Consider the following 16,313-nt stretch of genomic DNA (forward strand, 5'->3'; position numbering starts at 1 on the left):
CTCCTGAAGGGCCGGGGCGGTCGAAGTCGGTAAGGTAAGGCTGGCCTAAATGTCGGGATTCGAGGCGCGGCGGATCCGGGGCTCGGCCCATCGGCGCGAGCCCCGGAGGCTCGAACGAATCAGCGCCCGCGCGTCACGGGTGGCTGGTGAGATAGCCGCCCATGGTGCGGAAATACTCGGTCGCGGCCAACTCGGTGCCGTCGTCCAGGCGGACCCGTTCGACGGCGAGGCCGGGGCTCCTGCCGCGGCGGGCCTCGGCGCCGGCCACGATGACGACGGCGTCACCCTCGCGGATGAAGATCCGACCGGGCGTACCGCCGTAGTTGCCCCGCGAGACGGACGCGGCGGTGATGCGCAGCCGCTGGCCCCGGTGGAACGCGTACGCGTTCGGGTACGGGTCGGACTGCGCCCGGACCAGCCGGTCCAGTTCCTCCGCCGACCAGGTCCAGTCGATGCGGTTGTCCTCATCGGACCGCTTGTGGAAGAAGCTGGCCTTCGAGCGGTCCTGTGGCGTCCAGTCGGTCTTGCCGGAGGCGATCAGCGCGAGACCGTCGACGGTGATCGGCCCGAACAGCTCAAGCGTCTTGTGAAACAGGTCGGTCGTCGTGTCCCGCGGACCGACCGGCACCGACCGCTGCAACACGATGTTGCCGGCGTCCAGCTCCGCGTCCATCATGTGCGCGGTCACCCCGACCTCCTTCTCGCCGTTGAGCAGGGCCCAGATCAACGGCGAGAAGCCCGCGTACGCGGGGAGCAACGAGTCGTGCACGTTGAGCGTGCCCCGGCGGGGCAGCTCGAAGATCTGCGGCGGGATCCAGGTGCGCCAGTTGGTCGCCACGATGACGTCCGGGTCGGCCTTCTCCAGCGGGACCAGCAGATCGTCGTCGGGCCGGTCGCGGACCTCGACCGGAATGCCGTGCGCCGCCGCGAGGTCGGCGACCGAGTCGCTCCAGATCCGCTCGTACGCGTGGTCGCTCGCCGGATGCGTGACCACCAGAGCGACCTCGTGCTCCGAGTCCAGCAGTGCTTGCAGGGTCCGATGCCCCCACGTCTGGTACCCGAACATGACTACCCGCACGGTTCCTCCTGGCCCATCCAACTCAGCGAAAGTTAGGTTAGTCTAACCTAGCTTTGCGCCGTCCCCGGGGGCGGCTCTTTCACGTGCAGGGTGTCGACCCGCTCGACCTGACGATGAGGACTGCCGATGTCACAGGCCGCTCCGTACGGCGCAATTCCGGTCTACGACCTGCTCGGAATCGGCTTCGGTCCCTCCAATCTGGCCCTGGCCGTCGCCGTGCACGAGCACAACGGCGACGCCGCGGCCGACCCGGTCACCGCCGTGTTCCTGGAGCGCCAGGCCCGTTTCGGCTGGCACCGCGGCATGCTGCTGTCGGACGCGACGATGCAGGTGTCCTTCCTCAAGGACCTGGTCACGCTGCGTAACCCCACGAGCGAGTTCAGCTTCCTGTGCTACCTGAAGGACCGGGGGCGGCTCGTCGACTTCGTCAACCACAAGAGCTTCTTCCCGCTGCGCGTCGAGTTCCACGACTACCTGGAGTGGGCCGCGGCCAAGGTCGGCGACCTGGTGCACTACGGCCAGGAGGTCACCAAGGTGGTCCCGGTGCTCCGCGACGGCGTGGTCGAGGCGTTCGACGTGCTGGTGCGCCACGGTGGCCGCGTCACCTCGTACCGCGCCCGCAATCTCGTCATCGCGACCGGGCTGCTCCCGCAGACCCCGGCCGGCGTGGAGATCTCCGACCAGATCTGGCACAGCCGCGACCTCCTGACCAACATCGACCGGCTCGACGGCACCGACCCGTCCCGGTTCGTCGTGGTGGGCGCCGGCCAGAGCGCCGCCGAGGTCACCGCGTTCCTGCACGAGCGGTTCCCGGCCGCCGAGGTGTGCGGCGTGTTCTCCCGGTACGGCTACAGCCCGGCCGACGACAGCTCGTTCGCCAACCGCATCTTCGACCCGGCCGCCGTGGACGACTACTTCACCGCGCCGTCGGAGGTCAAGACGATGCTGATGAACTACCACCGCAACACGAACTACGCGGTCGTCGACGCCGACCTCATCGAGGAACTCTATCGGCGCTCCTACCAGGAGAAGGTCAACGGCGTCCAGCGGCTGCGCCTGCTCAACATGTCCCGTCTGACCGGGGCCCGCGAGCACGACGGCCGGGTGGCCGTCACCGTCGAGACGCTGACCACCGGCGAGGTGTCGGTCCTCGACGCCGACGTCCTGATCTGCGCCACCGGCTACCAGCCGGTCGACCCGTTCCCGCTGCTCGACGACGCGGCCCGGTATTACCACCGGGACGAGTTCGGTCGGGCCGTGGTGCAGCGCGACTACCGCATCCGGGCGGACGCGTCGGTGCGGGCCAACGTCTACCTCCAGGGCGGCACCGAGCACTCCCACGGCATCAGCGCCTCCCTGCTGTCCAACGCGGCAGTACGCGCCGGCGAGATCCTCGGCTCCATCGTCGGCCGCCGCACCGACGACCGCCCGATGGCCAGCCGCGTCGCGGTGGCCGCGGGTGTGCCGGACTGACGCGCACACCCCGACTGGCGAAGATCCCAACATCCAGCAGGTGGCCGCCGCCGTACTCACCCAACTCGACTACCCGTGGGCGGCCCAGGTCCCGCAGCACCCGGCGGACCTGGTCGACGCCGTCGTCCTCCCACATCGAGTCACCGGTCAGCACCAACACGTCGGGCGGGACCTCGCTGTCCAGCAGCGGGTGCCACAGGCCGTCGCGCACAAGCCATCGCTGCCACAGCGACGTACGCCAGGCTGATGATTCCTCCGGCCCCAGCACCCGACGGTACGGGAGCGGGTCGGCGCTGAGGTCAGTCTGCGCCGCCCACCGGCGCACCTGCGCAGCGAACCGCCGGCGCTCGTCCGCGATGGCGCCCGCCTCGATCTCCTCGTGGGGTGGCGTGGTGAACCGGGAGTTCGCGGTCTCGGCGGCCCAGCGGAGCGCCTGAGTCACCACGTCGACGCCGGGGAGCTGGTCCGGGTCGAGGCGCTCGACCTTTCCCGCCTCGTCGCGAAGTAGGCGATGCTGAAGTGCTGGTGCTTTAAGGTGAGGAACTAACCGAGGGCGGTTGGGGTTAGCCTACTTTTCAAACCTCTAGATGCTGAACGATCTCTTCAGCTAGGCTGCGGCTTCCAGCGGCGACGAACTTCTGCCGTCGGTCCATCGCGGCCACGATATCCGACAGTGCTGCGAGTTCGTAGTCAAGCGAAATGGGTTGCGCTTCGAGGTCTAACACTGTTCCGCCTGCGGCATGGAGGATATAGTGACCCGGAGCGAGATCCCAAATAGCAAATCCTTTTGCGAACTCAAGCACGCCCTCGGTGAACCCCGCCGCAACATGACAAAGACTCACCGAACCGAAGTCGACGCCGATTCTGCCCCGGCTTCTACCATCTTGGTCAGGGCGATCGAGAGCATCCATGAGTCGCTGCTGACGGCTGAGAGGCATAAGCCGCTCAGCCGGGCGCATGAGGAAATTAGTGAGCAGAGATTCCGAGAGGCGCTTCGGCTCACTTCGTCGCAGCGCGTGCCCCGAGCCACTTTCCGTAAAGGCGAAGGCGCGATCCTCTCCGTCGTCGTAGCGAGCGGCTACGTACAACCGGACGTGATGGAATATGTCGCCCACCACGGACACGATCGGTCGCGCGAGCGTGCGCGAATAAATCATGACATGCGTGTAACCCAGGAGTCCCCGTACCGCCAGTTCACTTGTATCAAGTGGATCAACGAGAACGCACAAGTCTGGGTCTGATTCCGTGCCCACAATTTCCGGCTCGGCTTCTTCGGAGGCGTAGACAAATGACTTCAGGCGTCGACTCATCAGCTCGCGGTACCGCTCGTGCATCCACATGTCATGTACCGACAGAAAGTTGTCCGAGTGTCGTAGGTTCTCGCTCTCTCCGACCTTCCCGGTGAAAGCCGCTTCAAGCAGCTTAGGTCTGATCTCAAGCATGACGGCATCCACGACTTCTGCGGTTAGCCGAGCAAGGTCGGGTAGTTGATCCTTGTAGTCCATCGTGTCTCCTACGTCGCTATCGCAATTCGAGTGGTGGCTCAATGCCGGGCGGGCTCATTGTTGCGGCTATGAAAACAGCCGAAAACTCTGCCGCTCGCATGATCTGAGCCCCGGTCAGGTCGTCGAAGCTGGCCACCTCAAGATTCGAACCTTTAGTCATCGCTCCAAAGACGGCAAAGTAGAGCAATGCGTTGGGGTATCGAAGCCTGATCTCGTGCGCCAGATAGCCAACGACATTGGCGTGTTTGACCTCGAAATCACAAATCAGAATTGTCGGCGCCTCGCCCGAGTCGGGATAGAATGAATTGGAAGCTAGGGTGATTCCGTTTCGCGCCCTGTTGCAGCGCAGATATCCAATTGCGCAACGGGAAAATTGAGCTGACGCAAGAAAGGTGGCCATGACCAGCCCTGCCTCGTTTACGCCGAAGCAGATGTCGACGTCGAGCCGCCCACCTACGTTCTTGATCTGTCGAATGATCCGCTCTAAACCGAAACCGAACGTTTCCCAGGTGAGGTCGAGGAGGTTGCCAGGACGTAGATTCGGTAACGTGAAGACACAAATTTCAGGGTTTCCGAAGTCGACGGTTGGTACAGTCAGGTTAAAGTCGGGCCCAATGATGTTCGAGCCTGCCGGCAGGGACGTTGTTGTGCCGATTGCGGCCGGGCTCTTCGGTCCCTCGTTCCAACCGCTGTTCCTCGCCGAAAGCGCCTTTAGTGCGATCTGGTCTTCCGGTGCCAGTCGTTCATAAGCCTCCGCAACGAGGTCGCTAGGCGATATGTCTTCTTTAGCGACTCCGAGAGGCCCCCTGCTGTACGCAGTGGCAAGAATAAGAAGGCTGGAGAAGGGTGGCGGGGACCCCGAACCACGCGTTCGCGCCCAAGTCTCCCAGGCGTTGATCGTCGTCCCCCCCAGGCTGGTCTGGTGTCCGGCGACCTCGTTATAGCGTACGGCGGCTTGATCCTGCGAAAGTCCGGCCGCATAGCGGAACGCCTGGATGCTGGGAACGTCGGGGTTCCGACTCATCAGCTCCCCAGCGACGGACTTGACAGAGCCCAACTCCCGCCACAATTGCTTGCCAAGTCGAGCAAGCTCTCGGCCCCGTGCCTGGGGAGTAAGACGCTGGTGCGGGGATGCGTTGGATCCCATGCTGCCTCCCAACGGCGTACAGACGCGGCGCATAGCGATCGACGCTGATGGCGTCGAACACCTTACCCATCCTGATGGGTATCCGCTGCCCTGGACACATGACTGCTGGTCAGGGCCACCCAGAAATTCGTGCATGTACGGCCCGTCATCGAGGTGTCACGTGCTCGGCCGACCTGCGATGGTCTTGGGACGCCGTCAGCCAGGTGGGCGGGCTGGTAACCGATACGAGCCGCACCCGAGAAGGAGGTGAGCCACGGCTATTCGACAACGCCGTTCATGGCGGCGGCCCTGCTAGCCGGCTAGCTCCGCAGGACCGCCTAACCACCGCCAACGGATCACATCCCCCTCTAGAGAGGAATTACCGCGATGACGGTAGCCACCGCAGACCTTATCAAGGTCGACCTGCCCACGCCGTTCACCAAGACCTGGGAGCGCATCCCCGGCATCACCATCGACGGATCGACGCTGGCCATCAGGCCGGAGGATTTTTTCTTCCGCTACGAGAACCCGAGCTGGCTGCTGTGCGACTGGCAGGGGGTCCGCGACGAGCTGCTGCCGGCGGTGGAGAGCGAGGAGCTGACGATCGAGCAGCTCGTGCTGGACTTCGTCAAGCAGTACGGCTACTCCACCAGCGACCCGGCGCAGGTGCTGCGCACCGCGCACGACGTGTACGCCTACATGTTCCGCGAGGAGCACCTGCAGGATCCCGGCCTCGACTTTGTGCCGGACGGGACGCTGCGGATGCTGCGTGAATGCGGCACCCTGATGGCGCTGAACCGAGTCGAGTTGGACGGGCACATCAGCAACGTGTCCCCGGCCTGGATGCTGTGCGCCGCCGCCCGGGTCGTCTACGATCTGGACAAGGCGACCGCTGAAGTGCTCGACGAGCTGTATCACGGCACCTGGTTCAACGAGTCACGGCGACGCGAGAGCATCCTCGCGCACGCGGCTCTCGGCGGCAGGCTGGTCCACGCCTGCCAGGGCGCTCCCAATATGTCCGGCGGCTGCGTCGTGCCCTTCGGCACCGACGTCGAAACGATGCGCCGCGAGCTGGCCGGCATGCGCGTGCCCTGGATCGAGCGCACTCTAGCCCCGCTGAGCTGACAGAACCGGTGGCCGCGCGGCGTCTCCTGCCGCTTCATCCTGCCCGCGCGGGCCACCACAACCCGAACCGGTGGCCGTGCGCGGCATCCCCCCGCCGCGCACGGCCACCCAAGGAATCTTGAGGAGTGGCAGTGGCGGTAGTCAGAGACACCAGTGGCCGGGTCGTGACGGTCCGAGACATGCTCGACGGCATCAGCACCTCGCTGAAATACACGAACTACCAGCTCGACACCGCCGGCACAGGTCATGAGCCGCACCCGTGGAACTGGACCGAATCTGCCGGCCACTTCCGCAGCGTGATGACCAAGGAAGCTGAACTCGCTGAACACGTCGCCCGCGCCATCGACCGCTGGGTCAAGGCCAACCCCGATGTCGACGCAGCGAACTTGGCCGCCATGCGCGCTGCTTCCAAGGACTTCAAGGCCGCTGCCCGCAGCCTTGTCAACCTGGGCAGGAAGATGCGCAACGTCCAGTCCTGCCTCGATGTGACCCGGTCTTAACCGATGCGCGCCAGCATCTCCACCACAGTCAACCGGCAGGCTTGGGACCGCGAGGCGCGACTCGCGCTACCGCACGACCGGCCTATGGCACCCGGGCGGGTCGAATGGACGCAGTATCCCGGCCACGGCCCCAGCACCGAGCTATTCGGCGACGTAAACGGCCTGACCGTCGCCGAACTCGGCTGTGGCAACGGTGACAACCTCGCCCCCCTCGCGGCGCGCGGCGCCCACTGCGTCGGAGTCGACCTCGCGCCCACGCAGATCAGCCGGGCACGCATCCGGTGGGGACATCTGCCGATCCAATTCCACTGCGGCGACGCGCGTGTCTTCCTCACCCGCACCCGCCCTCTAGACATCTGCTTCTCGATCTTCGGGGCGATCGGTCTCTGTCCGCCCGAACAGCTACTGCCGCTGATTGCACAACAACTCCGCCCCGGAGGCCGGCTGCTGTTCTCCGTACCTGACCCGACCTGGCTCGGACCGCGACGCGCCCTGATGCGACTGGCTGATGGGAGCCACGTACCCGTCGCCCGCTGGCTATCCGGTCTGGAGGGTTGGAAAGCCGCAGTGAACGCAGCCGGGCTGCACCATCGGCACGTTGACTCCATCCTCACCCCGGACGGCGACGCTACCTGTTGCCTATTGGTACGCGCCCAGAAACCCGCAGCGGAGCGCGATGGCTAACCCACCGATCGGCTGCCGACCTCGGTTCAGCGCCCTTGTGGGCCGGGAAGGCCCCGCGCTCAGCTACCGGGTCGCACGCGCATCGCCTGGTCGACCCGCTCTTGGAGGCTCACCAATGGGACGCCGCAAATGGTTCCTGCCCAGCGCTGATCAGCCCTTCAGCCCCATGGGACTTGTGCCCGATGTTCGCCGCGGTGCGGCCGAGGACAAGCAGGCAAAGTGTCCGGAAACGCAGCCGACGCGAGCGCAACGAGCGCGGCTGGCGGACCAGTCCGTCCCCGACGCGCCTCACGCCCATGCTGTCGATTCCTACCTGTCCGTCCCGCTTGAGTAGAAAAGGCCCCTGAGGTGATCGCCGACGATTTCTTCCGCTTGGCCCACGACGACACAAGTGGCCGGCCGCTGCTGGCGGAACACACGATCGCGCTCGGGCTGGCGGCTGCGCTGCTCGGAGAACTGCTCGTCGAGCAGAAGATTTGGGTTGAAGGTGGGCAGCTCACCGTCACCCCAAGACCGACGCCACCGCAGGACGCGACGGCGCACATGATCTTCCAGAGCATCGCCCGCGAGCCCGAGGTCCACGACTTGTCCACCTGGCTTGCCTTCGTGAGCGTTCATGCCTACGACCAGGTCGCGGAGCGCTTGATGCAGTCCGGGGAGCTGAAGCGGGAAGCAACACGGCGCTTCCTCCGACGTGATGGTATCCAGTACGTCCCTACCAGCTCGACCCGCGCCGCCGCGCCGTGGGTGATGCTTTCGCATTACATCCGGCACAGCATGCCGATGGACTTCGAAGCGCTGGTTCTGGCGAGTCTCTCCGACGCCACCGGACTCACCAGCGTCGTTCTGCGAACCGCCACCAAGGATGAGCTGGCCTATCTGCGTCGCCAACTGCCGCGGCTATGGCGGCCGATGCGCGCAGTGGTGGATCAGGTGCGCCTGTCCATCGGTGCAGCGGTATTGAGCTACCGCGCCTGAAACCGCGCCACCGTTAACCCTACCCCTCACGCAAACAGGAGTTGCTTGATGATCACGGCCCCACGCTCTCCAGCCCGGGTGAGCAACGTCGCGAACACCCTCGCGCGCAACAAACTCGGCGTCCCGTCGGTGGTCTTCTTCGTGATGTCCGCCGCCGCGCCACTGACCGTCCTCGCCGGCGGTTCCACCGCCGGGTGGGCCATCACCGGTCAGATCAGCATGCCCATCGCCTACATTTTTGTCGCCGTCATCCTGGCGATCTTCGCCGTCGGCTTCGTCGCCATGAGCCGCCACGTCCTCGGCGCGGGCGGCTTCTACGCCTACATCGCCCAAGGACTCGGCCGACCCGCCGGCACCGGCGCAGCGTTCATTGCCCTCATGGCCTACAACGCGATGCAAGTCGGCCTCTACGGAGGGTTCGCCGTCGTGCTGGCCGAGTTCCTCGACACCCATGCCGGGCTGAACGTGCACTGGCTGCCCTGCGCGCTGGTCGGCTGGCTACTGGTCTCGATCCTCGGTCAACTCCGCGTCGACCTGAACGGCCGGGTGCTGGCCGTCCTGCTCGTGGCCGAGTGCGCCGTCGCCGCACTCTTCGGCGCGGTCATGATCGGTCACCCCGCCGACTGGGCAGCAGGCATCGGCGCAACGATGGTCACCGCGGTCACCGGTTACGTCGGGTTCGAGTCGACCGTCGTGTTCTCCGAGGAAACCAGGGACCCGAGGCGCACGGTGGCCCGCGCGACGTTCATCGCGGTCGGCATCATCGGTCTGCTCTACGGCGGCGTGGCCTGGGCGATGTCGGTCGCCACCGGACCGGAGCACATCGTCGAGCGGGCTACCAGCGACGGCACTCAGCTCATCTTCAACCTGGCCAGCCCGTACGTGGGCAACACCATTATCACCCTCGGCGAGTTGCTGTTCATCACCTCACTGTTCGCCGCGCTCCTGGCATTCCACAACACCGTCGCCCGGTACGCGTTCGCCCTCGGCCGTGAGCGGGTGCTTCCCGCCGCGTTCGGTCGCACCAGCCGGCGCAACAGCGCCCCCTGGGCAGGGTCTCTCGCCCAGAGCATCCTGGCCCTGGCTGTCCTCGTCGGCTACGCAGTGGCCGGCGCCGACCCGTACGTGCACCTTTTCTTCTGGGCCACCGTCATCGGTGGGCTCGGGGTGCTGATCCTGATGGTGCTCACCTCCGCCACAGTGGTCACGTACTTCACCCGCGATGCGCGAGGTGAGAGCCCGTACCGGGTGTTCGCGGCTCCGGCGCTGGCGACCATCGTGCTCGGCTGGGTCCTCTACACCACCATCAAGGAGTTCGACATCCTGCTCGGGGTCGCCCCAACGGACCCGCTCCGCTGGTGGATCCCGGCCGCGTACCTGATCACCGCCGCCCTCGGGGTCGTGTGGGCGCTGGCGCTGCGACGGTTCAGCCCTGACGCCTACGCCTCGATCGGTCGGGGCTCCAACCTTGCTCAGCCGTCCGCCACGAGCCGGCCGGCCCCGGCCCACGCAGGAGGTCGGGCATGAACCGCGACGGAGTCCGCTGGGAGCCGTCGCTGGTGCTGCCTAATCGAAGCATCCGCCGCGCCGTCCGCACTGAACTGCGCGCGGTCTCGGAGCTGCTCGCTCAGGCATTCCTGCACGGTCCGGTCGCCGACTGGCTGGTGCCGGGTGACCCCGAGGCCCGCTGGAAGATCTACCGCAACTACTTCGTGATGTGGGCTGACGACGCGTTGCGGCGCGGAACGGTCGACGTCAACGAGGACCTGACGTGCGTGGCCGTGTGGTACCCGCCCGAGGCTATCGGCGGCCACCCGGCCGACTACGACAGTTGGCTGGCCCTGGTGGCAGGCCCACATCTGGAGCGCTTCGCGCAGCTCGATCAGGCCATGGCCGCCGCGCACCCGAGACCGCAACACGAGTACCTCGCGTTTCTCGCGGTCCACCCGAGCCGCCAGGGCCTGGGCCAAGGGACGCGGATGTTGGCCCACCGCCACGCCGAACTCGATCAGCTCCAGCGGGCGGCGTACCTGGAGGCCAGCAACGAACGCAACCGTGACCTCTACCTGAGCCACGGCTACGAGGTGACCGGCGAGATCCGGCTGCCCGGCGGTCCCTCACTGTGGCCGATGTGGCGCAGACCAGCACCCCACGAGAACAACGGCCGGGAGGAGGGGTAGTGCCAGTGGACGCGATGCCCCGCTTCGACCTGCGATCGGCGGCCGACCTCGTCGACGCGGTGCCGCTCATGCTGGGATTCCACCCCGAGCGCAGCGTCGTGGTCGTAGGTGTGCGCAGGGACAAGCTGGAGTGCTTCGTCCGCGGCGACCTGAACGCCTCGCCCGATGAGATCCTGAGGTGTGTCGCCCGGCAGGGCGTGGATGCCGCCCTGGTGGCCGGGTACGGCCCCGAAAGCGACGTAACTCCCGCCGTCGAGACGCTCATCGCGGCGCTGGAGAGGGCCGGACTTCGCATCCGCGAAGCCGTGCGCGTCACCGACGGCCTGTACTGGTCGTATCTCTGCACCGACCCCGACTGTTGCCGCCTGGACGGCGGACCCGTCCAACTCGACATCAGCGCCGCCGAGGTAGCCGCCGTCGTGGCCGGCCGGGTCATCCTGCCAACCCGCGACGCGCTGGTGGCCACCGTGCAGCAGCATCAGTCGATTCCCCGCGCCATCCAGGAGGAAGCCTGGGCGACGCTGCCGCCACCAGCTACGGCGGCACCTCAACACTGGCTACGCGGCCTGCGCGTCGCCGTGGCATGGGTCAACGCCATCGGTAGCGCCCTGACGCACTATCACCGCGGCGATCGACTGCGTGACGTCGACGTGGCGCGCCTGGCTGTCCTACTCACTCACAAACAAGGCCGATTCATGGCCTGGCGAGGCAACACCGGGTGTCAAGACGAGATCGCGATCTGGGCCGAGGTGGCTCGCCGCCTGGACCCCTCGCTGTCAGCAGCACCCCTCGTGCTGCTCGCTGTGACCGCATGGCGGGGCGGCGATGGAGTCCTCGCCGGTGTCGCGCTGGACCGAGCCCTGCGCGAGCATCCCGACGACGAGGTAGCCCAAGCCGTCGACGGGCTACTGCGTCTCTCCTTCGACCCCACCCATGTGCCGAACCGGGAATCGGACGCGGTGGCCGTGTGGCGGCGTCACCTGGTCATCGAGGGGATCGAACGGGTGCCAGCGCCACCCCCATGAACCCCCGGGCAGGCCGCTGCTGTCATCAAAGACTGGCTCCTCGCCAACACCGTCCTCGCCCCGCACTACGTGCCCGGCACCTAATGCGTGCACCCGCCACCCGACGATCCCCAGAAACGCAACAGCCATGGACCAGGTTTGCGCAGGTCAACGACAATTTTTGATGATCAATGACAAGTCTAGGATCGTGACGTTCGGTAAGAGGAGGTAGTGGTACCCATCGGGTTGGCGACCGCCGTTGGGCAGTTCGCTGTAACCACGGCGCAGTTCCCCAAATCGTTCCGTCAAGTGGCGCCGCGACGCCCAGTGCAAGATGGTGGACTCCCCGCGGGCATCTGTGGCTGTGGCTGTGGCGTCAGTAATCTGTTGCTCCTGCCCGGTGGGACACCGATTCCGAATCGAGGTTGGGGAGTGAACCCGGAGTTGCGGGACCTCATCGCAGAGCTGCGTACCAACCTGGAGGCCGACCAGCCCGTGACGCTGGTCTGGGCCCAGATCCAGGACGGCGCTCCGGCTGACCAGATCCCCGCCGATTTGCCGCAGTCTGTCAGGGAGCTGCTGGCGACCGCCGACGGCATCCACGCTGGCGCGTTCGACCTGCGGGCGGCAGGGGACCTCGGCGACCTTCAGTACCACCTCGACTACATGCCGGAGTTCACCGGCGTCGCGGACGAACCCGCCGAGGGGCTGGTCTTCGGCACGCTACACGAGGAGCCGCTGCTGATCCGACGCGGCACCGGCTCGGTCTGGTACTTCCCGGCGGAGATCACCGACGAGTGATTCATGCGTGAGTTCTTCCTGGATGTCGCACCGGACCTCGACTCGTTCCTCGTCTACTACGTCTTCGGCGCCGGGTATGGCGAGGTTGGCCGCGACGATGACGCGTGGTGGGGCTTCCTCGACGACCAGGGTCTGATCACGCCCGGCGACGAGGACACCTAACCTCACCACACGAGCAAGCCCGTGCCGGGCGCGGGCGGAGGAGGCAACTTCGGGGAAACTGCTGCCTCAAGCGCATGCCAGGCAGCAGTTTCCCCGAAACTGCCGCCGTGCCGGTGGGCGGCGCGGTCGTGCGACACTACCTGTTGCGCGCGCGGAGGAACAGGATCACCACGATGGCGACCGCGACGAGGGCGAAGAAGCCGATCATCACCGGTGTGTCGACGGGCGACTTCGGACCGCCGACCACGGCGAGGTTCTCCAGCATGTTCGTCTCCGTCCGATGAGGAGGGTGCGGGTCAGGACCACTCCCTTCCCGAAATGCCCGGCGCCCAACCCGCTCCGGTGCTGACCGGGCTGACCCGGCGCCGCCCGCACCCGTGGCGCTGCGTCAGAAGCTGCTGACCAGCTTCACGAACGCCTCGTCGATCTTGGCGGGGTCGGTGGCGTCGAACGCCTTGCCCGACGATGCCTTGGCGATCCGGTCCAGGGTGGCGAAGTCCGAGTCCCGATCGAAGGCGATGCAGAACACCTTCACCGGGCGTTCCGGGTTCAGGGTCACCTCGGCGAGCAACCGGTCCAGGTCGTTGTCCTTGCTGTACTCGTTCTTGCCGTCGGTCAGCACGACTATCGCGTTGATCCGCTGCGGGTCGTACCTGTCGAGCAGTTCTCGGTGCGCGGCCCGGACCGTCGCGTAGAGCGCGGTGGCGCCCTCGACGTGCAGGCCGGCGATCTTGGTCTTGATCTGCTTCTGGTCGAACTCGCCGAGCGGGACCTCCCGCCGGTAGGGGGTCTTCGGCCGACTCGGGATCTCGGAGGAGAACGACCACAGCCCCACCCGGTCTTCGCTGTTGAGCAGGGCGAGGCCCTTGCCCGCCGCCGCCGAGGCGACCTCGAAACGGGTACGGGTGCCGACCATCGCCTCCATCGACCCCGAGGTGTCCAGGGCGATCAGGATGTTGGCCTTCTTGCGCAGCGTGCGCCAGCCGTCCAGCATCGCACCGATCACCTGCGGGTCCGGGGGCTTGAAGTAGCGCAGCCCGCCGGTGGGCTCGGCGCCGACGCTGGCGAGCAACTCCGCCGAGGCGCGGCCCTCGTGGTCGCGGAAGCCGAGGCGGGCGAAGCTCTTCTGCTGATCGTTCTCGGTCAGGAATTTCCGGAAGTCGGCAGCCGCCGCGCGCTGCCGCCCATCGGCGGAGGGCAGCACCACGAACGGGTGGTCCAGGTTGAACGTGCCCTCCTTGGGATGGACGGCGACAAGCGGCACGTTCGGCCGGCGGCCCCGCTCCTGCCCCTCCTGCCGAGGGCTCAGCGCACCCGTGTTGTAGAGGTCCACCAACTCCTCCTGGAGGACGATGGCACTCATGTCGCCCGTGCTGCCCGGGTCGCCGGTCAGGTCCGCCTCGGCGAGGCTGCGCAGCAGGTCCACCGAGTCGTCGCTGTAGTGCGACACGTTGGCCTCGATCCGCCTGACGAACTGGGTCACCGCGGGGTTGGCCAGGTCGGACCGGGTCAGGTCGCTGGACCGTTGCACCGCCGCGTAGTAGGTGGCGATGGTCGCGGCCAGCCCGGAGGTGGACAGGTTCGGGTTGTCCTTGCCGAAGGTGAAACGGCCCCACTCCGGCTTGCCGAAGCCCGCCCACCCGTCCCGCCCGGAGAGGCCCAGGATCTCTCCCCAGCCCAGCGCCCCCCGCTGGCGTATTAGCTCGGCTTTGGGCTGCGGCATCGCGATCACCAGCGGGCTGTTCGCGATCGACGGGTACTGGGCCGGAGTCTGCGGCTCCCGCCCGGCGGCCTGGTCGAGCAGCCGGAGCTGGCCGGTCCAGAGGCTCGACGTCGGCAACCAGACCTGTGGTTGCGGCAGGCCGGTGTTGGCCCAGCCGGCAGCCAGCGCCTCGGTGGCCTTGCCCGAGTTCAAGGCGCTGACGTGCACCTGGGCGCAGCCGCCGCCGTCGATCGACCGGTCGCTGCGGTTGTAGCGTTCGGCCAGGTCGACGAGCAGAGCCGCCTTCTCCGTGGAGGAGTTGACCTCAAGCGTGGTGGTGCAGTCGGCGTCGCGCTGGCGGACGATCACGAACGCCCCGGCGATGACCACCAGCCCGGCGGTGACGGCGGCGGTGTACGGCAACCACTGCCGCTTACGCGTGGCGGTTGGGGGCATCGGGACGTCCTCCTCGGCGGGCGCGACTGGTGGCAGTCAACCTATCGATCCGGCGCCAGCCGGCGACCCCGACCCCAGCGCACCTGTCATCCCCGGTCGGACCGCCCCCCGAGCGCCGTCGCGACCAGCAGCCGCACCAGGTAGACCACGACGAAGGCGACCGCCCCGACCGCGGCGGCCGGGACGACCGCGCTCGATGCGACGTAACCGGCGGCGGCGCCGACCGAACCGAGGAAGAGCGCGGTCGAGATGCCCCAGGCGTCCGGGGCCTCACGACGCAGCCGCCGCAACGCGCCGCCATCACCAGCACCGCCGCCGGGCACCGTCACCGGCGGCTGCGCCACCACCGGGTGTACGGGCTGCGTCACCGGCAGGTAGGCCGGCTGAGTCGGCACCTGCGGGTGTGCCGGCTGAGTCGGCACCTGCGGGTAGGCCGGCTGCGTCACCGGCGGGTAGGCCGGCTGCGTCGACACCTGCGGGTAGGCCGGCTGCGTCGACACCTGCGGGTAGGCCGGCTGCGGCACTGGCGCGTGGGACGGCTGGGTCGGCATCTGTGGCTGCGTCGGGCGTGGCTGTAGCGCCGTGGGCGGGACCTGGGGCAACGGGTGGTTCGGTGTCGGCGCGCCAGCGGTCTTGTTGCCGGCCTCCAGCAGGTGGTCCCGACCGAGCGGATCGGTGACCCTGCCGTCCTGTCGGAGCAGCCGCACCAGCACGCGCTCGGCGCTCGGCCGGTCCGCCGGATCCTTGGCCAGGCACTCCCGGATCAGCTCGTCCAGAACGGGAGGCAACGCGGGCAGCTCGGGCGGATCGTTCAGCACCCGGTGCATCACGGCGAAGAGCGAGTCGTTGCCGAACGGCGGCCGTCCACCGGCGGCGAAGGCGATCGTGGCCGCCCAGGCGAAGACGTCGCAGGGCGGACCGATCGCGTCGTTGCGAAACCGCTCGGGCGCCATGTACGCGGTGGTCCCCATGACCCGGCTGGACGCCGTCTCGGTGACCCCCAACGCGCGGGCGATGCCGAAGTCGATCACCCGAGGGCCGTCCTCGCCGAGCACCACGTTGTCCGGCTTCAGATCGCAGTGCACCACCCCGGCGCTGTGAATCGCGGCGAGCGCGGTGACGGTGCCGACCGCGAGCCGGTGCAGGGCGTTACCGGTCACCAGGCCCCGCTCGCGGACGTGCCGGTGCAGGGTCGGGCCCTCGATGAACTCACTGACCACGTAGGGCCGCTCGCCGTCCACCTCGGCGAAGAGCACCTGCGCGGTGCAGAACGGGGCGACCCGGCGAGCGGCGGCGATCTCCTTCACGAACTGCGACCGCGCCCGTGGGTCACTCAGATCGACGTTGACCATCTTGATCGCGACCCGGTCACCGGCGTCGTCCTCACCGAGGTAGACGACGCCCTGCCCGCCCGCGCCCAACCGGCCCACCAGCCGGTACGGGCCGGCGGTGACCGGATCGTGCGTCCACAGTTTCGCCAATCCCGGCACCGGCGCGCCGGCCAGCTCTGACATCCCGACTCCATCAGTGTCGTGCCCG

The 16,313-nt window shown here is 67.3% G+C and carries 17 protein-coding genes; 11 read left to right on the forward strand and 6 right to left on the reverse strand.

Going from position 1 to position 16,313, the window contains the following annotated elements; genetic code table 11:
• Nucleotides 1–133: 133 nt before the first annotated feature.
• Nucleotides 134–1,078: a methionyl-tRNA formyltransferase gene (locus ACGFIW_RS28740; RefSeq protein ID WP_393322141.1), complete on the reverse strand. Its 945-nt coding sequence runs from the start codon at nucleotides 1,076–1,078 to the stop codon at nucleotides 134–136.
• A gap of 126 nt (nucleotides 1,079–1,204) precedes the next feature.
• Here ACGFIW_RS28740 and ACGFIW_RS28745 point away from each other — a divergent pair, with 126 nt between their 5' ends.
• Both ACGFIW_RS28745 and ACGFIW_RS28750 read left to right on the forward strand, forming a co-directional pair.
• Nucleotides 1,205–2,551, forward strand: a complete 1,347-nt coding sequence (locus tag ACGFIW_RS28745) for a lysine N(6)-hydroxylase/L-ornithine N(5)-oxygenase family protein (protein WP_393322143.1) — start codon at nucleotides 1,205–1,207, stop codon at nucleotides 2,549–2,551.
• Complete coding sequence (locus ACGFIW_RS28750) at nucleotides 2,538–2,798, forward strand: hypothetical protein (protein WP_393322146.1); 261 nt, start codon at nucleotides 2,538–2,540, stop codon at nucleotides 2,796–2,798. Before ACGFIW_RS28745 ends, ACGFIW_RS28750 begins: the two co-directional genes overlap by 14 nt.
• Nucleotides 2,799–3,126: 328 nt before the next feature.
• On the opposite strand, the gene ACGFIW_RS28755 is transcribed toward ACGFIW_RS28750, so the two are convergent.
• Both ACGFIW_RS28755 and ACGFIW_RS28760 read right to left on the reverse strand, forming a co-directional pair.
• The gene (locus tag ACGFIW_RS28755; RefSeq protein ID WP_393322149.1) at nucleotides 3,127–4,056 is read right to left on the reverse strand and encodes an inositol monophosphatase family protein; all 930 of its coding nucleotides are present in this window, start codon (nucleotides 4,054–4,056) and stop codon (nucleotides 3,127–3,129) included.
• Nucleotides 4,057–4,072: 16 nt separating this feature from the next.
• Nucleotides 4,073–5,080 (reverse strand): hypothetical protein, encoded by a 1,008-nt coding sequence (locus ACGFIW_RS28760; protein WP_393322151.1) that lies wholly within the window; start codon nucleotides 5,078–5,080, stop codon nucleotides 4,073–4,075.
• Nucleotides 5,081–5,569: 489 nt separating this feature from the next.
• Between ACGFIW_RS28760 and ACGFIW_RS28765 the strand changes: the two genes are divergently transcribed.
• The 9 genes from ACGFIW_RS28765 (at nucleotide 5,570) to ACGFIW_RS28805 (ending at nucleotide 12,616) form a co-directional block, all read left to right on the forward strand.
• Nucleotides 5,570–6,307, forward strand: coding sequence for a hypothetical protein (locus ACGFIW_RS28765; RefSeq protein ID WP_393322154.1), 738 nt, complete (start codon nucleotides 5,570–5,572; stop codon nucleotides 6,305–6,307).
• A 179-nt stretch (nucleotides 6,308–6,486) separates the two neighbouring features.
• A complete protein-coding gene (locus ACGFIW_RS28770) occupies nucleotides 6,487–6,807 on the forward strand; it encodes a hypothetical protein (protein ID WP_393322156.1) in 321 nt (106 codons plus the stop codon).
• 3 nt (nucleotides 6,808–6,810) lie between these two features.
• A complete protein-coding gene (locus ACGFIW_RS28775; RefSeq protein ID WP_393322159.1) occupies nucleotides 6,811–7,491 on the forward strand; it encodes a class I SAM-dependent methyltransferase in 681 nt (226 codons plus the stop codon).
• Between the two features lie 348 nt (nucleotides 7,492–7,839).
• Nucleotides 7,840–8,469: a GPP34 family phosphoprotein gene (locus ACGFIW_RS28780; RefSeq protein ID WP_393322162.1), complete on the forward strand. Its 630-nt coding sequence runs from the start codon at nucleotides 7,840–7,842 to the stop codon at nucleotides 8,467–8,469.
• A 48-nt stretch (nucleotides 8,470–8,517) separates the two neighbouring features.
• A complete protein-coding gene (locus ACGFIW_RS28785) occupies nucleotides 8,518–9,996 on the forward strand; it encodes an APC family permease (RefSeq protein ID WP_393322165.1) in 1,479 nt (492 codons plus the stop codon).
• Entirely contained in the window at nucleotides 9,993–10,649 is a 657-nt protein-coding gene (locus ACGFIW_RS28790) for a GNAT family N-acetyltransferase (protein ID WP_393322168.1), read from the forward strand. Before ACGFIW_RS28785 ends, ACGFIW_RS28790 begins: the two co-directional genes overlap by 4 nt.
• Nucleotides 10,650–10,663: 14 nt before the next feature.
• Nucleotides 10,664–11,674, forward strand: coding sequence for a DUF4192 domain-containing protein (locus tag ACGFIW_RS28795; RefSeq protein ID WP_393322436.1), 1,011 nt, complete (start codon nucleotides 10,664–10,666; stop codon nucleotides 11,672–11,674).
• Between the two features lie 411 nt (nucleotides 11,675–12,085).
• Nucleotides 12,086–12,454 carry a hypothetical protein gene (locus tag ACGFIW_RS28800; RefSeq protein WP_393322170.1) on the forward strand — a complete coding sequence of 123 codons (369 nt, stop codon included), beginning with the start codon at nucleotides 12,086–12,088 and terminating at the stop codon, nucleotides 12,452–12,454.
• 3 nt (nucleotides 12,455–12,457) lie between these two features.
• On the forward strand, nucleotides 12,458–12,616 hold the full coding sequence (locus ACGFIW_RS28805; protein WP_393322172.1) for a hypothetical protein: 159 nt from the start codon (nucleotides 12,458–12,460) through the stop codon (nucleotides 12,614–12,616).
• A gap of 136 nt (nucleotides 12,617–12,752) precedes the next feature.
• Here ACGFIW_RS28805 and ACGFIW_RS28810 read toward each other — a convergent pair whose 3' ends face one another.
• The 3 genes from ACGFIW_RS28810 to ACGFIW_RS28820 form a co-directional block, all read right to left on the reverse strand.
• On the reverse strand, nucleotides 12,753–12,881 hold the full coding sequence (locus ACGFIW_RS28810) for a hypothetical protein (protein ID WP_357522714.1): 129 nt from the start codon (nucleotides 12,879–12,881) through the stop codon (nucleotides 12,753–12,755).
• Nucleotides 12,882–13,004: 123 nt separating this feature from the next.
• Complete coding sequence (locus ACGFIW_RS28815; protein ID WP_393322175.1) at nucleotides 13,005–14,774, reverse strand: substrate-binding domain-containing protein; 1,770 nt, start codon at nucleotides 14,772–14,774, stop codon at nucleotides 13,005–13,007.
• An 86-nt stretch (nucleotides 14,775–14,860) separates the two neighbouring features.
• Complete coding sequence (locus ACGFIW_RS28820) at nucleotides 14,861–16,288, reverse strand: protein kinase (RefSeq protein WP_393322178.1); 1,428 nt, start codon at nucleotides 16,286–16,288, stop codon at nucleotides 14,861–14,863.
• Between the last annotated feature and the right edge of the window lie 25 nt (nucleotides 16,289–16,313).

This window comes from Micromonospora sp. NPDC048935, assembly GCF_043197875.1.
Taxonomy (GTDB): domain Bacteria; phylum Actinomycetota; class Actinomycetes; order Mycobacteriales; family Micromonosporaceae; genus Micromonospora.